General features: G+C 50.8%; 22 protein-coding genes. 20 read left to right on the plus strand and 2 right to left on the minus strand.

The genetic code is table 11. From position 1 onward, the window contains the following. Positions 1-418 precede the first annotated feature (418 nt). From FYJ64_RS07045 to FYJ64_RS11670, 4 genes are all read left to right on the plus strand, one after another. Positions 419-1,246, plus strand: a complete 828-nt coding sequence (locus FYJ64_RS07045; protein WP_154574480.1) for a PI-PLC domain-containing protein — start codon at positions 419-421, stop codon at positions 1,244-1,246. Positions 1,247-1,439: 193 nt separating this feature from the next. After that, the gene (locus tag FYJ64_RS07050) at positions 1,440-2,405 is read left to right on the plus strand and encodes a cation diffusion facilitator family transporter (protein ID WP_321041166.1); all 966 of its coding nucleotides are present in this window, start codon (positions 1,440-1,442) and stop codon (positions 2,403-2,405) included. Next, entirely contained in the window at positions 2,402-2,623 is a 222-nt protein-coding gene (locus FYJ64_RS07055) for a hypothetical protein (RefSeq protein ID WP_154574481.1), read from the plus strand. Before FYJ64_RS07050 ends, FYJ64_RS07055 begins: the two co-directional genes overlap by 4 nt. A gap of 138 nt (positions 2,624-2,761) precedes the next feature. Next, positions 2,762-2,884 (plus strand): hypothetical protein, encoded by a 123-nt coding sequence (locus FYJ64_RS11670; RefSeq protein ID WP_268891411.1) that lies wholly within the window; start codon positions 2,762-2,764, stop codon positions 2,882-2,884. 268 nt (positions 2,885-3,152) lie between these two features. Here FYJ64_RS11670 and FYJ64_RS07060 read toward each other — a convergent pair whose 3' ends face one another. After that, complete coding sequence (locus tag FYJ64_RS07060; protein ID WP_154574482.1) at positions 3,153-4,325, minus strand: M20 metallopeptidase family protein; 1,173 nt, start codon at positions 4,323-4,325, stop codon at positions 3,153-3,155. A 299-nt stretch (positions 4,326-4,624) separates the two neighbouring features. Here FYJ64_RS07060 and FYJ64_RS07065 point away from each other — a divergent pair, with 299 nt between their 5' ends. From FYJ64_RS07065 to FYJ64_RS07075, 3 genes are all read left to right on the plus strand, one after another. Beyond that, complete coding sequence (locus tag FYJ64_RS07065) at positions 4,625-5,380, plus strand: glycoside hydrolase family 25 protein (protein ID WP_206045581.1); 756 nt, start codon at positions 4,625-4,627, stop codon at positions 5,378-5,380. A gap of 66 nt (positions 5,381-5,446) precedes the next feature. After that, the gene (metF, locus tag FYJ64_RS07070; protein ID WP_154574484.1) at positions 5,447-6,310 is read left to right on the plus strand and encodes a methylenetetrahydrofolate reductase [NAD(P)H]; all 864 of its coding nucleotides are present in this window, start codon (positions 5,447-5,449) and stop codon (positions 6,308-6,310) included. A 23-nt stretch (positions 6,311-6,333) separates the two neighbouring features. After that, a complete protein-coding gene (locus FYJ64_RS07075; protein WP_465250625.1) occupies positions 6,334-8,724 on the plus strand; it encodes a homocysteine S-methyltransferase family protein in 2,391 nt (796 codons plus the stop codon). 162 nt (positions 8,725-8,886) lie between these two features. Here FYJ64_RS07075 and FYJ64_RS07080 read toward each other — a convergent pair whose 3' ends face one another. Further along, on the minus strand, positions 8,887-10,329 hold the full coding sequence (locus tag FYJ64_RS07080; protein WP_154574486.1) for a peptidase dimerization domain-containing protein: 1,443 nt from the start codon (positions 10,327-10,329) through the stop codon (positions 8,887-8,889). Positions 10,330-10,559: 230 nt separating this feature from the next. Here FYJ64_RS07080 and FYJ64_RS07085 point away from each other — a divergent pair, with 230 nt between their 5' ends. From FYJ64_RS07085 to FYJ64_RS07145, 13 genes are all read left to right on the plus strand, one after another. Beyond that, a complete protein-coding gene (locus FYJ64_RS07085; protein WP_154574487.1) occupies positions 10,560-11,117 on the plus strand; it encodes a GNAT family N-acetyltransferase in 558 nt (185 codons plus the stop codon). A gap of 126 nt (positions 11,118-11,243) precedes the next feature. Continuing rightward, positions 11,244-11,435 (plus strand): 50S ribosomal protein L28, encoded by a 192-nt coding sequence (gene rpmB, locus FYJ64_RS07090; protein WP_075711924.1) that lies wholly within the window; start codon positions 11,244-11,246, stop codon positions 11,433-11,435. A gap of 89 nt (positions 11,436-11,524) precedes the next feature. Continuing rightward, on the plus strand, positions 11,525-12,841 hold the full coding sequence (locus FYJ64_RS07095) for a M20/M25/M40 family metallo-hydrolase (RefSeq protein WP_154574488.1): 1,317 nt from the start codon (positions 11,525-11,527) through the stop codon (positions 12,839-12,841). Between the two features lie 11 nt (positions 12,842-12,852). Further along, positions 12,853-13,269 (plus strand): Asp23/Gls24 family envelope stress response protein, encoded by a 417-nt coding sequence (locus tag FYJ64_RS07100; protein WP_154574489.1) that lies wholly within the window; start codon positions 12,853-12,855, stop codon positions 13,267-13,269. Then, on the plus strand, positions 13,253-15,295 hold the full coding sequence (gene recG, locus FYJ64_RS07105) for an ATP-dependent DNA helicase RecG (RefSeq protein WP_154574490.1): 2,043 nt from the start codon (positions 13,253-13,255) through the stop codon (positions 15,293-15,295). The genes FYJ64_RS07100 and recG overlap by 17 nt, the downstream gene beginning before the upstream one ends. A 10-nt stretch (positions 15,296-15,305) precedes the next feature. After that, positions 15,306-15,872 (plus strand): 16S rRNA (guanine(966)-N(2))-methyltransferase RsmD, encoded by a 567-nt coding sequence (gene rsmD, locus FYJ64_RS07110; protein WP_154574491.1) that lies wholly within the window; start codon positions 15,306-15,308, stop codon positions 15,870-15,872. Then, positions 15,873-16,358 carry a pantetheine-phosphate adenylyltransferase gene (coaD, locus tag FYJ64_RS07115; RefSeq protein ID WP_154574492.1) on the plus strand — a complete coding sequence of 162 codons (486 nt, stop codon included), beginning with the start codon at positions 15,873-15,875 and terminating at the stop codon, positions 16,356-16,358. It begins immediately after the preceding gene. A gap of 9 nt (positions 16,359-16,367) precedes the next feature. Next, positions 16,368-16,919 (plus strand): ATP synthase subunit B family protein, encoded by a 552-nt coding sequence (locus FYJ64_RS07120; protein ID WP_075711918.1) that lies wholly within the window; start codon positions 16,368-16,370, stop codon positions 16,917-16,919. 3 nt (positions 16,920-16,922) lie between these two features. Beyond that, positions 16,923-18,038, plus strand: coding sequence for a tRNA(Met) cytidine acetate ligase (locus tag FYJ64_RS07125; RefSeq protein WP_154574493.1), 1,116 nt, complete (start codon positions 16,923-16,925; stop codon positions 18,036-18,038). A gap of 35 nt (positions 18,039-18,073) precedes the next feature. After that, on the plus strand, positions 18,074-19,300 hold the full coding sequence (locus FYJ64_RS07130) for an acetate kinase (protein WP_154574494.1): 1,227 nt from the start codon (positions 18,074-18,076) through the stop codon (positions 19,298-19,300). An 84-nt stretch (positions 19,301-19,384) separates the two neighbouring features. After that, a complete protein-coding gene (rpmF, locus tag FYJ64_RS07135) occupies positions 19,385-19,582 on the plus strand; it encodes a 50S ribosomal protein L32 (RefSeq protein WP_154574495.1) in 198 nt (65 codons plus the stop codon). Positions 19,583-19,856: 274 nt separating this feature from the next. Next, positions 19,857-20,951 (plus strand): aspartate-semialdehyde dehydrogenase, encoded by a 1,095-nt coding sequence (gene asd, locus FYJ64_RS07140; protein ID WP_465250626.1) that lies wholly within the window; start codon positions 19,857-19,859, stop codon positions 20,949-20,951. A gap of 39 nt (positions 20,952-20,990) precedes the next feature. Then, entirely contained in the window at positions 20,991-21,803 is an 813-nt protein-coding gene (locus tag FYJ64_RS07145) for an undecaprenyl-diphosphate phosphatase (RefSeq protein ID WP_206045582.1), read from the plus strand. Positions 21,804-21,810: the final 7 nt, after the last annotated feature.

Below are 21,810 nucleotides of genomic sequence, written 5' to 3' on the forward strand. Positions count from 1 at the left end.
TTGATTACCTCCTGAGGGTTTTGTTTCGCAGCTTTATTCTACAGGATTTTGGTATTTGATGCTCTTACTTTTTCAATCTAAAGATGGCTCACAGACAGTGAGCCACCCCAACATATTTTTTAGAACCGTATGATCTCTGTTCTGATTTTATGCATAATACCTTTTTTTGTTCGAAAGTGCCCAAAACGGTTCGGATTTGTGCTATACTTTAGCTGAGGCTCAATTCGTATTATCGGAAGCCTAATTGTTTGTTGTACGCGAAAAACAGAGAGTGTACGCATTGTAACAAAAAAGTAAGTACAATGTAAATGTCGAATACGCCCTGAAACATCTTTACAATACCCAAATTTAGCGTACATGTATGAAAAAAACAGGACGGAAGTGTGATAATTAAATATATTATACGAGGAGGAAAGACGTGAAATTGAGAAAACGGGCTAGGTTAATTATTGCGATTCATATAGGGGGAGTACTTCTATGTACTGTTGCCGCATTTCCAATAACCGTACATGCGGCAACGGTAAAATATGTTGCCCATGCGGGATTCTTGTCTAATGAAACTATGAGAACCAATACAAAGGAAGCCTTTGAAGCGGCCGGGAAGGCTGGTTTCTGGGGTTGTGAATGCGATATCAACGAAGCCAATCACATGGTGATTGTGACCGCTCACGACAGCGAAATCAATGGAAAATCTTTACGAAGTTTTAGTTATAAAAACGTAATAAAAACAATAAATAACAGGACCGACGATAAATACAGAACAAAAGGAGCAGCGACCTTTGGTGACTTTGCCAGAGCGTGTAAAAAATACAAAATGGTTCCGGTTGTGGAAGTCAAAAGCGGAATGACAAAAGCAGGAATTCGTAAATCTGTCAGGTTCTTGCATAAAACAGGGGTACTGAGTAAACGAACCGTATATCTTGGATTTCGAAATAAACCTGCAGAGTATGCGGTGTATGCCAAGAAATATGCCCGTCAGAAATATGGTGTGCAAATTAAAGCCATAGTAACGATTAAGAATGCTAAAGACACATCCAAGGCGAAGAAATTCGCAAAGAAATATAAAATGAACGGAATCTGCATCAACGACAGTCAAGTGAATTCAAAGTTCTACAAGAACTCTAAAGGACTGGACAGACATGCATGGGTGTCCGGTCATCAGAAGATGTTCACACTTGCGGAAATCCAGCAAATGAGGAAATATGGCATTCAAACGATTATCTTAAACGGGATTCCACAGAAATAATCAATTGACATCTCCCTTTTCGCCAAAGAGGGAGTTTTTCATACCAAGAAACCACTCCGCATTACGCTCTGAACGCCCTCTCCGTTATACTTGAAATGCAGGCTGCACCTGTGGTATTATCTTAAAGACAGAAATTGAAGCAACAAAGGAAACTGACCCGGAGTGGCGGCTCCGGACGAAATGATAGCAGGCGATGAGTATGAGAAAAGGGCAGAGAAAAGAGAAGAACCCCGGGGAGAAGGGGGAGCTTTCGTCACAGAAGGTGATTTATCGTGTGTCCGCGGTCAGCATTACGCTGAATGTTCTGCTGGCGGCGTTTAAATTTGTGGCGGGAATTCTGGGAAATTCCGCGGCGATGGTTTCGGATGCAGTACATTCGGCCTCGGACGTGGCGGGAACGGTGCTGGTCATCATCGGCGCGCATCTTTCCGGCAAGGCGCCGGACCGGGAGCATCCTTACGGTCACGAGCGGATGGAGTGCGTAGTATCAACACTTCTGGCGGATATTCTTTTCTTTGTGGGAGCATTAATCGGCTATCACGGCCTGATGAAGATCCTTCACCCGGAGAGCATTGCTGTCCCCACGCTGCTCCCGCTTGCGGCGGCGCTGATTTCCATCGGCACAAAGGAAGGCCTGTACTGGTATACGATTCTCTCCGCGAGAAAAATTAACTCGGTGTCGCTGAAGGCGGAGGCCTGGCATCACCGGTCTGATGCGATGAGTTCAATCGGAAGTTTTGTGGGAATCCTGGGAGCACGGCTGGGGTACCCGGTTCTGGATCCGCTGGCCAGTGTAATCATCGGAGTGATGATCATCAAGGTTTCTTTTGATATCTTCAGAGAAACCATGGATAAAATGATCGATAGGAAGTGCGACGATGAGATTATTCGCAAACTCCAAAAGGAGATTCTGTCTGTGGAGGGCGTGGAACACATCGATTCCCTGCGAACACGGCAGTTCGGATCCAGAATCTACGTGGATGTTGAGATTACTATGGACGGACAGCTCCGGCTCTGTGAGGCTCATGATACCGCTGAGGCTGTTCATCGTCTGCTGGAACGGGAAAATCCCGAAATCAAGCACTGCATGGTTCACGTCAATCCCGATACGGAGACAGAGCATGGAAACGCGCAGCCGGGAGGTGAAAAATTCCAATGACATTCAATCAGGTATTTTTAAGGATTTACGACCGCAAAATCTCATCCGGAGAGATTACCTTCAGTCAGAGCGGCATCAGTAAAAATGATTTCACGCAGTTATGCATGGATCCGGAATTTGTGTTCAGCGAAGAAGCGCTGGCGCTGATCTGTGAACGAATGGCGGTCGACAAAGAAGAACGGGAGCTTTTATATGAACTGGCGGGCTACGGAGGCTGAAGCGTCCGTAACCGTCAGCGAAGCGGAAGCGTCGGCGGCTCATTATCGGAACAGCCCGGGGGCGCGGCAGAGTTCGCGTCAGCGAAATATAAAAATATTAGAATTGATTTTGCACCGATAAGACGATATAATACAACTATGAAGGGAGTGATTCCGATGAAGAAAGCATGGACCGTCATCAGCCTCTGTGCTGTCGCAGCGATCGTACTGATTGCCGCTTACAATGAAATGGATGAAGTAGACGAAAAAGAAGAATTATAAGGAATAACATGCGGACACAGAGAGACTGCGCCGCGAGGGAGAATCGGCAGTACGCCGGATTCCGCGGGGTTACAGTCTCTTTTTTGTGCCGGAAACCGCGGGAAGAGCGTAGAAGACTGCGGTCCCGGGACAAAAAACGAACCAAAAACAAACACAATTCTCTGAAGCAATCAACGAAAAACGGCAAATGTGTGATCCTCGTGACGCATTCCTCCTATGTGGCGGAATGCGCCGATGAAAAAATCGAATTGAAAACGGTGAATCACAGTTAAACGGCGGATTCCTCAATCGGAGCCGCGTTGAAATCGTCGAATTCGGTAAAGATCGTATTGAAGAGCTTGACTCCCTCGATCAGGACGGATTCATCGAAGTTAAAGGTGCTGGCGTGGAGCGGGATTCCGGTTCCGGTGCCCAGCCAGAAGAACAGACCAGGGATTTCCTTTTCGAAGAAAGAAAAATCCTCTGCGATCATGGAGGGTCGGCGGAGCGCGACAAAATTCATGTGGTGCTCCAGAAGCTCTCCTTTTACTTTTTCATAAAGCTCGGGGCTGTTTACGACCGCCGGATGATATTTGGAGGTGTCCACGTCGATGGTGACCTGATATCTGCGCGCAACCTGCCGGGCATAATGCTTCATGGCGTTCACCAGCTTTTTCCATGTCTGTTCTTCAAAGGTCCGCATGGTGCCCTCGATGACGGTATGGTCAGAAATGGCGTTCCGCACAGTTCCGCTCTGCATTTTTCCGAACTTCAGAACAGAGCGTTCCCGGATGTGTTCGTCTTTATAGTCATAAACGAGATCGATGAACCTGCAGGCGGCCACCAGCGCGTCGTGACCCTTCTCCGGCTCGCCGCAGTGCGCGCTGAGTCCGTGGATTTCAATATGGACATTCGTGGATTTGGCCATCATCGGTCCAGGCTTTGTAGTAATTTCTCCCTTTTCAAGGAATGGCCACATATGCAGGCCGAAGATTGCAATAACATTGAATTCATTAAACAAATCTGTTCCGATGATGGTTCGCGCTCCTTCGATCGTTTCCTCTGCGGGCTGAAACAGCAGCAGCGCATTGTAGTTGAAACGGACGCCGTCTTCTTTATAACGGTTCAGAATCCTGGCGAAGCCCAGCATATTGGCCATGTGACCGTCGTGACCGCACGCATGCATACAGCCCTCGTTTTCTGATGCATAGGGAACGCCGGTTTCCTCTTCAATGGGCAGTCCATCCATATCAGCGCGGTAGCAGAGAGTTTTCTCCCTGCCGAAATCGAAAAAGGCCACCAGACCTGTTTTCGCGATGGTTTCAATGCGGCAGTCCAGTTGTTCCAGGATGCTGCGGATGTAGGCGTTCGTCCTGTAGACGAAAAAACCCAGCTCCGGGATCCGGTGCAGATCTCTTCGGAACCCGGTTATCTGTCTTGACAATTCTTCGTAGTCTATCATGAGTTCTCCTCTCTTACGTTTATCATATAGGACTTCCTGCGTTTCGTCAATTAAACTTTATTTAGAACGGGAATTATGTTAGTATAGGGACTATGAGAAAAACAAAAGGAATCACTGGAGCAAAAGGAACAAACATAATACAGAAGTCGCGGAAGCCGGCAACATCGGTCAGGAATGGGAAAAGTGTCCGTTCGTCAGGCCGAAAGAGGTCGCGGAAACCCGGACGACCGGGTCGGAAACGCCGCGGAGGCCTCCGTATCCGCGACCGTCGGATTGCGCTCATCACCGCTGTAGTGGTGATGGCAGCGGCGGCGGTTTTCCTGTTCTGCATTTCCTATGTCGTATTGGGAAGTTACAACGGTCTGGGGAAAAAGGACACGATACGGATGAACCGGTACAGCTCCGACGCACTGTACACCGAGAACGGACTGCGTCATTACCGGGACAGAAATTACCGTTCCATTCCCGGAATCGATGTTTCTGTATTTCAAGGGAACGTGGACTGGGACAAGGTCTACGGCGCAGGCATCCGGTTCGCGATGATCCGGGTGGGATACAGCGGCTCGGAGAAGGGGACGATTCATGAGGACGAGAACTTCCGGAAAAACCTGAAGGGCGCGAAAAAGGCCGGGCTGAACGTCGGCGTTTATTTCTACTCCCAGGCGATTACCACAGACGAAGCGGTCCGGGAGGCGAAATATGTAGTCCGACATATCCGGGGAAGGGGCATCACCTATCCGGTGGTATATGACATGGAGCATACGCCTGGCGACCGGGTAGGAGAACTCACCAAAAAAGAAAAGACGGAAATTGCAGACGCCTTTTGTACAATCGTGCAGAAGAACAGCTTCCGTCCGATGATCTACGGCAATCCGGAATGGCTGCTGAAAAATCTGGATCTCCGGTATCTGACGGGATATGAATTCTGGCTGGCACATTACAGTAAGACGAGTTATTATCCCTATCAGTACGCGATGTGGCAGTACTCCTCCACAGGGAAAATCAAAGGCATCAGGAAGAACGTGGATCTGAATATCTACTTTGTAAAAAAATAAGTGTTGCAATAACATACCATTTTGGTATATTATTAGGGATAATGATACGAAAAAGAGGGTGATTACTTGAATCTGAAAGATTTATTCAATGGAGAAAAAACGGTCTTTTCCTTTGAAATCTTCCCGCCGAAGAGAGACGCGGACATTAATACGATTTATACGACATTGGATCAGCTCCACTACCTGGATCCCGATTTTATCAGCGTGACCTACGGTGCCAGCGGAAGCCTGGCTAATAACTCCACCTGTGAAATCGCGTCTGCGATTAAAAAGCAGTACTGCCTGGAAGCGGCGGCGCATCTGACCTGCGTGAACTCCACCAGGGAGGAGATCGATATTATGCTGGAGCGACTGGCGAATGCAGGAATCGACAACATTCTGGCCCTGCGGGGTGACCGCGTCCCGGATGTCCCGCCCAAGGAGGACTTCCCGCACGCCAGCGATCTGATCAGGTATATCCGAGCGAGCCACTATGATTTCGGAATTTCAGCGGCGTGCTATCCGGAAGGACATCCCGACAGCCCCGATATGATTGACGACATACGTAACCTGAAACTGAAGGTGGACGCCGGCGCAGAGCATCTGATCTCTCAGCTGTTCCTTGACAACGGGATGTTCTACTCCTTCCTGGAGAAGGCGAGAATCGCCGGAATAAACGTTCCGATCGAGGCAGGAATCATGCCGGTGGTGAACAAAAAACAGATTGAACGTATGGTGACGCTCTGCGGCGCGACGCTTCCGGAGAAATTCATCAAAATGATGGAAAAATTTGAACATAAACCTGAAGCGATGAGGGATGCGGGAATCGCCTATGCGACGAACCAGATTGTGGATCTGCTGGCACACGGAGTAGACGGCATTCACCTCTACACCATGAATAATCCGTATATCGCCAGAAGGATCTGTCAGAACGTTAAAACCTTGTTCTAATAAGAAAGAGGGAGATGAGGCGATTGAATAAAATTGAAAAACTGTTCGGGAATCCGGACTTCATCATTCTGGACGGCGGTTTCGGAACGATGCTGCAGCAGAGCGGCGCGGAGGTCGGAAAGGTTCCGGAGGTTCTGAATATTACCCGTCCGGAAATTGTACAGGACATTCACAGAAAATACATAGAAGCGGGCGCAGATGTGATCTACACCTGCTCTTTCGGCATCAACGATTACAAGATAGAGGGCTGTGGATATACCGTTGAGGAACTGACGTCAGCTGCCGTAAAAAACGCCGCAGAGGCGGCTGTCGGAACAGATGTGAAGATCGCGCTGGACATCGGACCGATCGGTCGTCTTGTAGAGCCGAACGGAAATCTCACCTTTGAGGAGGCCTATGAGATATTTCGAAGGCAGATCGTCGCAGGGAAGGGAACAGATCTTATCGTCATTGAGACCATGACAGATCTATACGAGATGCGCGCTGCGCTTCTCGCCGCCAAGGAAAATTCAGAACGGCCGGTGATCTGTACCATGTCCTTTGAGCAGAACCGCCGGACATTCACCGGAACATCTATTCCTTCAATGGCGCTGACGCTGGAAGGACTGGGGGCAGATGCCATCGGCATCAACTGCAGTCTGGGCCCGGCGGAATTTCTTCCTCTGATTCAGGAGCTCTCTCAGTGGACGGAACTTCCGATTGTCGCCAAACCGAATGCGGGGCTTCCCGATCCTAAAACCGGGAAATATCTGGTGGGAGCGACGGAGTTCGCGGATTATGCGGAGCGTCTGGCGGATTGCGGTGTTCGTCTGGCCGGCGGATGCTGTGGAACTGATCCGGACTACATCAGGCAGCTGAAGCTGCGGCTGAGCAGTGCGGCTTCGAACCGCTCCGAGGCTGAGATTCCGCCGGCTGTCTGTACGCCGGAAAGTATCGTGCTCCTGGATCGTCCGAGAGTAATCGGGGAGAGAATCAACCCGACGGGCAAGAAAAAACTGAAAGCTGCCATCGCAGAGGGAAATCTCGACTATGTTCTTGATATGGCGCTGCAGGAGGAGACCGAAGGCGCGGAGATTCTGGATGTAAACGCGGGCGTACCCGGAGTAAACGAAAAAGAGGTTATTGTAAACATAATCAAAAAGCTGCAGGGCAACGTTTCCGCACCTCTTCAGATCGATTCCGGAAACCCGGAAGTTCTGGAGGCTGCGCTCAGGCTTTATTGCGGTAAGGCTATCGTCAACTCTGTAAACGGCGAGGAAAAATCCATGGCCGCGATTCTTCCTATTGTAAAAAAATATGGAGCTTCTGTCATCGCTCTCACACTGGACGAAGACGGAATCCCGAAAACAGTGGAGAAGAGGCTGGAAATTGCGCGGAAAATAATGAACCGTGCTTTGTCTCTGGGAATCCCCAAAAAGGATATCTATGTGGACTGTCTGACTCTGACTGTCTCTGCGGAGCAGGATAATGCTTCCAACACTCTGGAGGCGATCCGCCGGGTGAAGAGTGAGCTGGGACTGAAAACGGTTCTGGGTGTATCCAACATTTCCTTCGGACTTCCGCAGCGCCCGCTGATCAATCAGAACTTCCTGCAGATGGCGCTGACCTGCGGTCTGGATCTGGCGATTATCAATCCGGCGGCGCCCGGAATGGTAGCGGCGATCGACGTCTACAAGCTGATTATGGGAATTGACCGCGACGCACGTGATTTCATTGACAAATATAAAGACACGGAAGCGGTGTCCGCCGCGCCGACTCCGGGGAAAAAGACGGTTTCCGCGGTGAATCAGAAAGAGGGAACGCTGTCGTATTATATCAGCAACGGACTGGAGGGACCCTGCCGGGAACTTATTGAGAAGGAACTGGAAACCAGAGATCCTCTTGATATCGTGAACAATGAGCTGATTCCGATTCTGGATGAAACCGGAAAGCGTTTTGAGACCGGAAAGATCTTTATCCCGCAGCTGATTCTTGCAGCGACGACTGCGCAGGCCGCCTTCGAGGTCATCAAGAAGCGCCTGGCAGCCGGCGGCGGACAGAGTGTCTCGAAGGGAAAGATCATCGTTGCCACAGTGAAGGGGGACGTTCATGATATCGGCAAAAATATCGTGAAAGTGATTCTGGAAAATTACGGCTACGACATCATCGACCTGGGGAAGGATGTGGATCCGAAGGTCATCGTGGACCGTGTCGTGCGGGATCACGTTCATCTGGTCGGTCTGTCGGCGCTAATGACAACCACGCTGGGCAACATGGAGGAAACCATCCGCCAGATTCGTCAGGCCGCTCCGGGATGCAAAGTCATGACCGGTGGAGCTGTGGTCACAAAGGATTATTCAGAATCCATCGGCGCAGACTATTACGTGGCGGACGCTATGGCATCTGCTGCTGCGGCAAAGGACGTGCTGGGCTGAGAGCCGGTCCCTATGGCCGGCTGCAGAAAACTGAATGTCAACTGAATATCAGATGAAGCAGACAGAAAAGAGCCGTGCTCCGGCGGAATGGATCCGCCCGGACACGGCTCTTTCAGTTATGGATAAAAACTGCGCCCGGCCCGGAGCCGGACGCAGAAGAGATCAGTCGTCATCTTCAGGAAGTGAATTGATCAGGTAGTTGATCATGGTTCCTGTACAGTCCTTCAGAATATTTTCGTTCAGTGTAATGCTGATAATGTTGCATTTGCTGTTCTTCTGCGCCACATAGGAGGCAGAGGTGGATGTCACGGAATCGTTGTAGCTCAGAGTCTTTCCCGTTGTCTTTTTGTAGGCGGAAGCGACGTTCTTCGTAAATTCTGTATCCTCTTTCCCCGTCCACATCGGAACGGAACCGGTTTTGCTGAACTTGATATCGGACAGATTGCAGAGTGTTCTCGCATCTGTATCGATGGTCTTCAGGTTGGTCTCGCTCAGACTGTAAGCGACCGAGGAGATCTGTACCCGGCTTCCTGAGGTGTCTATCTTGGACACATTGTTGATGGAGACGAGATCTCCGCTGTCCTCATCCTTTTCATATACGCCGTCGAGCAGGGTGTACATGAAATTGACCAGCCTGCTTCCGTCTGATCTGCGGATCACGCTGGATGGAAGATCGACTTCTTTATATGTATAGGTGGCGCCGGGATGCATCTTGCTCTTGTCTTCGTTGAATCGCTCCGTCACTTCCTGCATCTTATCGAGGAAGGACTTTTCTTTGTTGGCGTCGATGACGATGGTCAGCGTGGCTGAGGCCGCGTACAGATTGGTGTTTTCTCCGCCCCTGAAGGAGGCGATCTCGTAGCTGATGTTCCGGTTCTTCAGCGAAACCAGCAGCGACTCCAGACGCGTGATCGGGTTCGTGGCCTTTGATATCTGAGCATCGGGCTGAGTGGCCGACAGACCCTTGATAGTGATCTTATACGCCTTTGTCAGCGTCGGTGAAACCCGTCTGACGCTCTGCGTGAACCGGTATGTGGAACTTGCGCCGGATTTCAGTGAGAACAGCCCCTGATCCGCGGCGTTCAGACAGAATACATTGGCATCGTCAGTGAAATATTTTTTGTTCAGCGTCTTGACTCCGGAGAGGTCATGCCCGTCTTCACGGGTGAAGATCACGGTGAGCTTGCCCGTTGATTCATTGTTTTTAATGGTGTAGAGTGCCATCGCGACGGGTCTGCTGTAATTGTCGAATTCCAGATAATCATATGGACAGACGATTACGACAGGCGCCGCATCCTTATATTTCTTTGAAGAACTGACACTCATGATGACATTGCCTGCACTGTCAGTTTCAGAATGTATGCCTTTGGATTTTGCCCAGTTCTGAAGATACCGGCATATTGCCCGGTTGCTCTTCATGGAATCTCTGGAATCCATGAGATCGGTGGTGTATGCGTCGATCTTGGATGAAATCTTGGACGTGAGATCCTCCTGTGATGTTGTTTCTGTCTTGGCGCTGCCTGTGGTGCCGCACGCTGACAGGAGCGCTGCAGCAGCCATAAGAAAAAAAATCAGCACAACGGATGTGATTTTTTTGTTAATCATCGTCTAATCTCCTTTTATTTTCCTTGAAAATACTATATAATAATACCACAATGAAAAAATTATTTGTAATAATTTCGTGAAATTTAATCACTGCCCGGGGATTAAACTCCCGTCGGACTTAATGGCCGCATACAGTGGATATGACAATGGTCAGTTAACAGCATGCGGCACACAATGCAGCTGTAATATGCGCCGGTACGCAGTAATCAGCAGGAAGAAGGAAACGAGAAGTGAGTGGAGTATTAACCATGGAATCGAAAAATCTGATTGTAAGAGAAACGGCGTTCGACGACTGCGCCATCTTTGCGGAGTGGGAAAGTAGCGAGGAGGTCAGGGAATTTTTCACGATGGAGGACGACCGCGATTATCAGGAGATCGTCACGGAGTTCATCCGTTACGGGTCTGATCCTGAGAAGAAACTGTTCACGATCACTCTGAAGCCTTCCGGAAAACCCATAGGTCGGATTTATCTGTCCCGGATCAACCGGGCGGATGACAGCCTGGATCTGACGCGGATATACATCGCGGATCCGGGAAACCGGAACAAAGGCTACGGAGAAGAGGCTATCCGGATGATTCTGGAATACGCGTTCATCAATCTTCATATGGAACGCGTGACGATTGATCACTTTGTCAAAAACGAGGTCGCGCGCCACCTGTATCATAAGATTGGATTCCAGGATGAAGGGATCATGCGCCATGCAGGAAAAAAGAACGGAAAATATTACGATCTGTGCCTCATGTCGATGCTCCGCGCCGAATATTACGATAAAATCCATTCCAAATAAAAAAAAACTTGTGCTTATCAGCGTATCTGTGGTATAATGCTGTCCGTGCGATGTTAGGCATGGCACAATCAATCAGGAATGAATGACACGTTCAGACTTAACGATATAGGATAGGAGGTGCGGCAGATGTCGAGAAAATGTGAAATTTGCGGAAAAGGTCAGGTTTCCGGAAACAATGTATCCCACTCGAACAGACATACGAGAAGAAAGTGGAATGCTAATATCCAGACCGTCAGGATCGATGATAACGGAACTGTCAGAAAAGCCAAGGTTTGCACACAGTGCCTGAGATCCGGCAAAGTAAACCGTGCCATCTGATCTGACCGTAAGAAACACGCCATGCTGAATCACTTCAGTGTGGTTTTTTTTCTAAAGCGTAAAACGGACAAAGCGGAAAGGAATTGCCCATGTACGACCTGGTTGAGTCGGTATCGGATCTGATCCGGATCCCCAGTGTGAGCGGGGATCGCGAAAACTGCCTGGAGGCTCTTTACTATATGCTTCAACGGGGGGATGAATTCGGTTTCTCCGTTTCTTTGGCTGCGGACGGACGGATCGGGATCATAGAATACGGGCAGGGGAGCGAGGCACTTGGCATCCTCACCCATGTTGACGTGGCGCATCCGGGCGATTACACTCTCTGGGAGTCTCCTCCTTTCCAGCCGGTCGTGGATGCAGACAGGATCTACGGCAGAGGAGCTGTGGACGACAAAGGACCCGCCATGGCGGCGCTGTTCGCGATGGCAGACGTGGCAGAGCTCAGTCGCCGATATGGTCTGCCCGCCCGGAAAAAGGTCCGCATGATTATCGGGACGGAGCAGAAAGCCGGAGGCGGCGACATGCGGGACTATCTGCTGACCCATCGCCCGCCTGATTACAGTTTCAGTCCCGACGGGATGTTTCCCCTCTGCAATGTTGAAATGGGAAGTTTTAACGTGCTGATTTCTTTCCCTCTGGAGACAGAGGGGCAGGTTCTGAGAGATGTCCGCGCAGGCAGCAACCCGGAAACCGTCCCGGAGGTCTGCAAGGTCACGCTGAATGACGGAAGAACCTTTGCCGCCCGCGGATCCGCCGGTCATATCTCCATGCTGGCGCTGACGGACAACGCGATTTTTAATATGGCTGAAGCACTGGAATCTCTGCGCGGCAGGAACAAAGCGAAGATTCGGCGAGACACGACCTACCGTATTTTCCGGAAACTGAAGGCCGGATTTTTCGAGGGAAACGGAAGACGCGCCGGGCTTCCCGGAAGTCTGGGACGGTATAAAAACGAATATTCCGGTGAGAACGTATATGCGCCGACTGCGATTTTCCGGCAGAAGGACAGACTCTTCGTCAATATCAACGCGCGGCTCAGCCCGGATACCAGAGAGGATCAGGTTCTGACCGCCATCGAACGGTATTTCCGCGAGGATATCGTCCGGATCGACCGTATCAGCTCACAGCCGGCTTCATTTATCAGCAGGAACCAGCCTTTCATCAAAGCGATGGCAGAGGCGTATGAGCACTTGGCAGAGCGGCCGGCAGAATATCATGTGGATACGGTGGGAACCTATGCGCAGATCGTTCCCAATTCCATCGTGTTCGGTCCGACCTTCGGAGATGAGGACAATCTGCGGCATCACGTCAACGAATCCATGTCGTTGCAGCACCTGAAATATCTGGAAACACTGTATGAGCGGGTGATCAGCAACATCATTTTCCTGAAGCGGAGTTTTCGTTAGGAGGGGATTATATGGCACTGACAAAGCAGACCGAGCTGGGCGAGATTTCCATTTCCAATATGGTTTTCGCGCAGATCATCTTTGAGGGAATGCGCCTTCCGGAATGCAGGGGCAAAATCTGGCCGGCAACTCCGCGGGGACGGCAGATCGGCATTGTGCCGAAGTATATCGATACGGAATTTTCCATGTATATTGACGTGGACTTCAATGAAGAAGGACGCGTCGAGCTGGAATTCAGCGTGATTACTTTGTTCGGCATCAGCATCAAGCGAACGACGAAGCATCTGGCTGACTATATTGCAGATGCCTTTGTAAAATACAGCGGCAGAAAGCCTGCGGCAATCACCATCAACATCGCCGGAGTCCGCTCCCGGCACAAAGCGAGAAGGAATACAAAGGTCGTATACAGATATGAAGATAACGGATGATATCAGCAGCCTGAAAGGAATTGGCGAGAAGAAAAAAGAGGCCTTCGCCGGTCACGGTATCGCGACACTGGAGGATCTGGCATGGTGGTTTCCCCGCTCCTATGAAGATCGGAGGAAGCTCACACCCATCGGAGAACTTCGTCCGGGAAAGCCTGCTCTGATCAGAGGTGAAATTCTGTCCAGACGGTACAGCGGCAACCCCTATAAAAAACATGTGCCGGTCTCCTTTCTGGTTTCTGACGACACCGGAATGCTTGAGGTCGTATACTTCAATGGACGGTACATGAGCCGGGCGTTTGAAATTCATGGCCGGTATATCTTTTACGGAAAGATAACGGAGAACCGAGGACGGGTGCAGATGGTTCATCCGGAGTCCTGCCGGGAAGGCGCTCCGGAGGATGTCCGAGAGATTCTTCCGGTCTATCCCGCCATTTCCGGCATTTCACAAAAGGAGGTACGGAAATTCCAGCGGCAGATCGAGCCGGTCATTGATGAGATTCCGGAATGGCTTCCAGAGCATATTGTGCGGGAATACAGGCTGGCCGGTCCGGCCTTCGCGCTTCATCATATCCATTTCCCGAAGGATCGGAGCCACATTCTGATGAGCAGGTTCCGCCTGATCTTCGATGAGCTGCTGACTCTCTCCACCGGTCTTTTGTACATGAAGCATGATAACGTCCGGGAGGGCGAAGGCGTTCGCCTGGATGTTTCGGCGGCAGATGAATTCATCCGGGGACTTCCGTTTCCTCTGACTTCAGGGCAGAAGCGGGTGTGGAGCGAGATCGCCGCGAATCTGTGGGAGAGTCATGCGATGAACCGGCTGGTGCAGGGTGATGTCGGCTCGGGAAAAACCGCCGTTGCGGAGATCAGCATGTTCTGCGCGGCGCGAAGCGGATATCAGGCAGCGATGATGGCGCCGACGGAGATTCTGGCCAGACAGCACTATCAGTCATTGACAGAAGATTTCCAGCCTTATGGGATCCGGGTCGGACTTCTGACCGGGAGCATGAAAAAATCTGAGAAGAAAGAGGTTCTTGAAAGACTGATCCGCGGAGATATCGATGTTCTCACGGGAACGCACGCGGTGATTCAGGAGGATGTGGCGTTCCGGAATCTTGGGCTGGTGATCACCGATGAACAGCACCGGTTCGGCGTCGAGCAGCGCCGCCGCCTGTCCGTCAAGGGCGCCAATCCGAATGTGATGGTAATGACCGCGACGCCGATTCCGCGGACGCTGGCGGTGATTCTGTACGGGGAACTGGATATTTCTGTAATCGATACGATGCCGGCAGGGCGCAGGCCGGTTCGGACGGTTTCTGTGGACGGAGCCGGGCGCTCCGGTGTGTACCGCCGGGTGGAAAAGGAACTGGCCGAAGGACATCAGGCTTATGTCGTCACGCCGCTGATCGAGGACTCGGAGAAGATTGAGGCGCATTCGGCGGAACGCGTTTATCAGGAACTGTGCCAGAAATACAGGAATTACAGAGTTGCGCTGATTCACGGCGAACTTCCTCAGGCGGAAAAAGACAGGATCATGTCGGATTTTTATCAGGGGACAATTGATGTTCTGGTTTCCACTGTGGTCATTGAGATTGGTATCAACGTCGCCAACGCTACAGTAATGGTGATTGAAAATGCGGAACGATTCGGCCTGGCGCAGCTTCACCAGCTGAGGGGCAGAGTGGGCCGCGGCAGCGACCAGTCTTACTGCTACCTGATCCAGGGAAATGAGACGGACGTTGCCCGTCAGAGGATCCGGATCATGTGTGAGAGCACAGACGGCTTCCGTATTGCGGAGGAGGATCTCCATCTGCGGGGGCCGGGAGAGATTTTCGGCACCAGACAGCACGGGCTCCCCGAGATGCACATCAGTGATATCGTGCGCCACGGCGATGTTCTGGAGAAGGCCAGGAAAGCGGCCGCAGAAATTCTTCAGGAGGATCCCGGACTCATGTCAGACAGCTATGCGGAGCTGAGACGGCGGGTTGAGAAGATGTTCGGGGAAGACATAAAACTGGAATTATAGGAGAAAGAAAATGCGAGTTATAACAGGAGAATATCGTGGAAGAAAGCTGGAAACGCCGACGGGATATGAGATCCGTCCGACCTCTGATAAAGTGAAGGAATCGATATTTAATCTGCTGATGAACGACACCTGGGGACAGGTGTTCTGCGATCTGTTCAGCGGAACGGGAAGCCTCGGTATCGAGGCGCTGTCCCGGGGGGCGAAAAAGTGCTATTTCTGCGACAGCGCCCGGGAAAGCATACGTCTGACCCGCCGGAACATCGAGCACTGCGGAGCAGAGGAACGGGCTGTAATCCTGCAGGGAGATTATCAGCGAACCCTGGATCGGATCCATGAGAAAGTGGACGTCTTTCTGCTGGATCCTCCATACCGGGCGGGACTGTATGAAAAGTGCCTGCTGAAGATAGATCGGCTTGATTTATTATCACGAAACGGTATAATAATAACAGAGCACGGCTCCAGAGACGCCATGCCGGAATCGGCGGGCAGACTGAAGCGGATCAGAGAATGCCGATACGGCAAAACTGTCGTCAGCATTTACCGTTATCCGCAGGAGTCCGTTTCTGAGGAGGAATGAATGAAAAAGGCACTATATACCGGATCCTTTGATCCGATGACGAACGGCCATCTGGATATTATTACCCGCGCCTCCAGAATGTTCGACGAACTGGTGGTGGGTGTGATCGTAAATCCTGCCAAGCATCCTTTGTTCACCAAGGAAGAGAGAGTCGCGATGATACGCGAGATCACAGATGAACTGCCGAATGTCACAGTGGATTCCTTCGAGGGGCTGCTTGCAGATTATGTAAACAGAAACCGTTTCAACGCAGTGGTTCGCGGATTGCGGGCCACGACGGATTTTGAGTATGAGATACAGATGGCGCAGATGAACGCCAGACTGTTCGCCCCGGGAATCGAGTCCGTATTTCTGATGACCAGCCCGGAATATTCGTTTATCAGCTCCAGCATGATCAAGGAGGTCGTCTCACTGAACGGATGCGTGGAAGGACTGGTACCGGAGAAAATCATGGACGAGATTGTCAAGAAGTATGTGAATCAATAGGAGGAAGACATGACAATATTGGATCTGTTAGATGAAATCGAGGACATTGTGGAAACCGCATCGACGGTTCCGCTGACAAATAAAATCATGGTGGACGGCAACGAGCTGATGGAAATCGTCAAGGAAATTCGCATCAGCCTGCCGGATGACGTGCAACAGGCCAAATGGGTACGGGATGAGAAGGGACGGATCCTGTCGGAGGCGAAGGAAGAGTATGAGAAGATCATCGTGGAGGCCAGAAAACAGGCGGATTATCTCGTCGATGAGCACGACATCACATTGGCCGCACAGAAGAAAGCCGATGCCATCAACAAGGAAGCTCAGGAGTATTCCACGATTCTGAAGTTGAAGACCTATGATTATCTGGATAAAACCCTGTACGATATGCAGGGAAAATTCGATGAGCTGAACGGAAAGTATCTGAATGAGCTCTTCAATTACATGGCCAGAACCTTTGATAATATGGGCGAAGTTCTGCAGCAGAACCGGGATGAGCTGAAGGAGATGGCTGTACGTACCAAAAACGGTGAGGAATGGCTCTATGAAGATAAGGATGAGTAGAGCATGAAGGCAATCGGAATTATCGGGGAATATAACCCGTTTCACAACGGACATGCCTATCTCCTGGAAAAGGCCATGAAGGCGACAGAGGCAAAGGTTTGCGTTTCCGTTATGAGCGGAGATTTTACGCAGCGGGGGACGCCGGCGGTCTACGACAAATGGGATCGGGCACAGACGGCGGTGCAGAACGGGATCAATGTGGTCTGCGAACTTCCAACCGTTTTCGCGTGCAACAGCGCGGAATATTTCGCCCGCGGCGCGGTGCGGATTCTGGAGGGATTCGGATGCATCGATTACTTGGCGTTCGGAAGTGAGAGCGGCGATGTTGACGCGTTGAGAAACGCCAGCCGGATCATGGTCAGGAATGAGGTCTATATTGAGCAGATCGCAAAGGAACTGCTGAAGCACGGGAACTCTTATCCGAAGGCGAGGGCCATGGCTGCCAGGCAGCTCGCGCCGGAACTGGACGAGGCTCTGATCCGGGAACCGAATAACATTCTGGCTATTGAATATCTGAAGCATATAAAAAATATGCGGCCGGTGACAATCAAGCGCCGCGGAGACAGTTATCACGAGTCCGGAGCAAAGCAGCGTGAAATCCTGACGGAACAGGATCCGGACCGGTTTGAACATATGGATCAGGCGTATTTCTCTCTCGTAAGCGCCCGCATTCTGCAGTCGGATAACGAACAGCTCGAGGAGATATTCTCTGCAGGAGAGGGTCTGGGCAACAAACTGAAAAACGAGATCCGTTATGTCAGCTCGACGGAGCAGCTGATCCAGAGAATCAAGTCGAAGGCATATACAAGAACCCGGATCTCCCGGCTCCTGACACAGGTTCTTCTGGGCATTACAGAAGATACGGTCCGGAACGCGAAGCCGTATATTCGTCTTCTGGCGCTGGACGATGTCGGAGCGAAATTCATCAAGGAAATGAAAAAAAATGACAGCTGCACCATTCCTGTCATTACCAATATAAACCGTGAGAAGGATGACTATCCGGAGATCGCCACTACACTGGCGACGGACATCCTCGCATCAGATATGTATAATATAATAACCAGAAATGATCTCTATGATTATTCGGATTATATTAAAGCGCCGTTTATCGGCATATAAAGTTATTTCACCAATTTAAACCAACAGGAGTATTTATGTTAGTTTTAGTTATCAATTGCGGGAGCTCCTCGCTCAAGTATCAGCTGCTCGATATGAAAAAAGAGAAGCTGATTGCCAAAGGCCTTGTAGAGAGAATCGGAATCGAAGGTTCCGTTATCACTCATGAACTTGCCGAAACTGATGACAAATACGTGCTGAAAACACCCATGACGAATCATAAGGAAGCGATTCAGCATGTAATGGACGCGCTGTTAAGCCCGGATCACGGTGCACTGAAGTCGCTGGACGAGATCAACGCTGTGGGGCATCGTGTCGTCCATGCCGGAGAGAAATATGCGAATTCCGTCATTATCAATGATTCCGTCGTGGACGCATTGAAGGAATGTATCGATCTGGCGCCGCTTCATAATCCACCGAATCTCGACGGCATCAAAGCCTGCCGTGAGCTGATTCCCGGCGTACCGATGGTGGCGGTATTCGATACTGCGTTCCATCAGACCATGCGGCCGGAGGCATATCTCTATGCGATTCCGTATGAAGCATATGAGGACTACGGCATCCGTAAATACGGATTCCATGGAACATCTCATAAATATATGGCCAAGGAAGCTGCGGAAATGCTGAACATCGACGTGAATGATCTGAAACTGATCACCTGCCACCTCGGAAACGGCGCGTCGGTATCCGCAATCAAGCACGGCCGCAGCATCGACACCTCCATGGGTCTGACGCCGCTGGAGGGACTCGTTATGGGAACGCGCTGCGGAGACCTTGATCCCACCATTGTATCCATGCTGGCGGAAAAAATGCAGATCGGCCACGAGGAAGTCGTCGAGGTGCTGAACAAAAAATCCGGAGTGCTGGGTATTTCCGGAATCTCCAGCGACTTCCGGGATCTGGAGAAGGCAATGAACGACGGAAACAAGAGAGCGGAGCTGGCGCTGAAGATATTCGCGCGCAAGGTTCGATTCTACATCGGAGCCTACATTGCCGAGATGAATGGTGTAGACGCACTTGTTTTCACCGGCGGTATCGGTGAAAACGACGCCTACATGCGGAATCTCATCTGCAGCAACATGGGCAATCTGGGAATCAAGCTGGATAAGCACAAAAACCAGGCACGCGGAGTACAGGCAATGCTGTCGACAGACGATTCTCCGGTCAAGGTTATGGTGATCCCGGCGAACGAAGAACTCGTCATTGCAAGAGAAACCAGCGAGCTTGTCAAAAAAAGCCGCGATACTTCGCATAAAAACAGTTGACAGATTTTGTTAAAGGATATATACTTTAGAAGTTGACGAAAAAAATATCTTTGATATAAATTTTTGTACGAGGAGGTGTAGACAATGGCAGTTCCAAAGAGGAAAACATCTAAAGCCAGACGTGATAAGAGAAAATCTGCAAACATGAAGATGACTGCTCCTGGGCTTTCGATTTGTCCCCAGTGTCATCAGCCAAAGCTTCCGCATAGAGTTTGCCCCAACTGCAACTACTACGATGGTAAGAGCATTCTTAGAGACGACGAAGTAATGGCAGAGGGCTAATCCTTTTAGCACGAATGTAAAGCAGGCATTTCGGTGCCTGCTTTTTATTGTGCCGGAAAGCTCCGCATCTTGTTCAGCGGCAGCCGCCTGCCGGAGTGAACACAGGGACCTTTTCGGCAAAGCGCGCGATGCATCCGGGAGAAGAGGATACAACGCGTCTGCGAAAAGAGCGGCAGATGAAAAGGAACGTGCATTTGTGAAAGGGCATGTCCTGTTGAAAATGCCCGGCAGGAATGCTATAATGAATAGAATTCACAATGGAGGTCATAAATAGATGAAAAATCTGGATAAAAAACTGAAGGTTGGAATTCTGGGAGGAACCGGAATGGTAGGACAGCGCTTTGTCTCCCTTCTGGAGAATCATCCCTGGTTCGAGGTGGTTACCATCGCCGCGAGCGCAAGAAGCGCGGGCAGCCGCTATGAAGATGCGGTGGCCGGAAGATGGAAGATGCAGACGCCGATCCCGGAGGCCGCGAAGGATATTGTCGTGATGGATGTCTCTGATATTGACAATGTTGCCAGTACCGTTGACTTTGTCTTCAGTGCCGTGGATATGTCAAAGGATGAGATCCGCGCCATTGAGGAAGCTTACGCGAGAACGGAGACTCCGGTAGTATCCAATAACAGCGCCCACCGCTGGACTCCAGACGTACCGATGGTCATTCCGGAAATCAATGACGAACATTACGACGTCATCGACTTTCAGCGGAGACGTCTCGGAACGAACCGAGGGTTCATAGCAGTCAAGCCGAACTGCTCCATCCAGGGATATATGCCTGCTCTGGCTGCATGGAAGGAGTTTGAACCGATCGAAGTCAGCGTCTGCACGTATCAGGCGATTTCCGGTGCCGGAAAAACCTTTGCGGACTGGCCGGAAATGGTGGAGAACATCATTCCGTATATCGGCGGCGAGGAGGAGAAAAGCGAGAAGGAACCGCTGAAGATCCTCGGTCACATTGAGCACGGTGAGATTGTCAACGCAGAGGCGCCGGTGATTTCCGCGCAATGCGTTCGCGTGCCGGTGCTGGACGGACATACTGCAGCTGTGTCAATCCGATTCGCGCAGAAACCCTCGAAGGAGGACCTGATCGATCGGCTGGTTCACTTCCGGGGATTTCCTCAGGAAGCCGATCTGCCCAGCGCGCCGAAACAGTTCATCAAATACATGGAGGAAGAAGATCGTCCTCAGGTCAGACTGGATGTGGATTATGAGAGAGGCTTCGGGGTTACCATGGGACGGCTCCGGGAGGATAATCTGTTCGATTACAAGTTTATCGGCCTAGCACATAATACAGTGAGAGGCGCCGCGGGAGGAGCTGTGCTGTCGGCAGAGGCTCTTGTTGAAAAAAATTATATTTCACACAAATAGATTAAGGGGGAAACATTGACTTATTTTGAGGCAATCATATTGGGAGTTGTACAGGGGCTTGCAGAATTTCTGCCGATCAGCAGCAGCGGACATCTGGCTCTGCTGCAGCATTTCTTCGGCGTGGAGAGCGACCGTGTCCTGATGTTCACGGTCATGCTCCATATCGGCACGCTGGTATCCGTATTTGTGATGTACTGGAAGGACATCTGGGCTCTGATTAAAGAACTGTTTCTGATGATCGCGGACCTGATCACAGGGAAAGGACTGCGTATCAAAGAGCGTCCCACGCGTAAACTTGGGCTGATGATTATCTGGGCCACGGTTCCCACGACGGTAATGGGGCTGCTGTTCAACGATTTCTTTGAATCCCTGAACAGCAAGCTCTGGGCCATCGGAATCGGCTGGCTGATCACTGGCTGCATGCTCTATTTTTCGGAAAAGCTCGGGAAAAGTGTCAAAGACATCGACAAAATGAACTTCCGCAACGGCTTTTTCATCGGTGTGCTGCAGGGTATCGCGATCTGCCCGGGAATTTCCCGTTCCGGATCCACTATGGTGGGAGGTCTGATCACCGGTCTGAAACGGGATTTTGCAGTCCGGTTTGCGTTCCTGATTTCGATTCCGTCCATTCTGGGAGCGGCGGTACTGGAGATTCCGGCGGCAATGAAGGCGTCCTCGGTAGGTCTGGAGATGGGACCGCTGATTGCGGGTGTCGTCGTCTCCGCAGTATGCGGCATTCTGGCCATCAAGGCAATGATCCGGGTGGTTGTCGACCGGAAACTGAAGTGGTTTGCCTACTATGTCTGGGCTCTGGGAGTATTCACAATTGTGTATAACGTAGTAACGGCCTAGACGAGAA

It is taken from the genome of Hornefia butyriciproducens, assembly GCF_009695915.1.
Classification (GTDB): Bacteria; Bacillota; Clostridia; order Peptostreptococcales; family Anaerovoracaceae; genus Aminicella; species Aminicella butyriciproducens.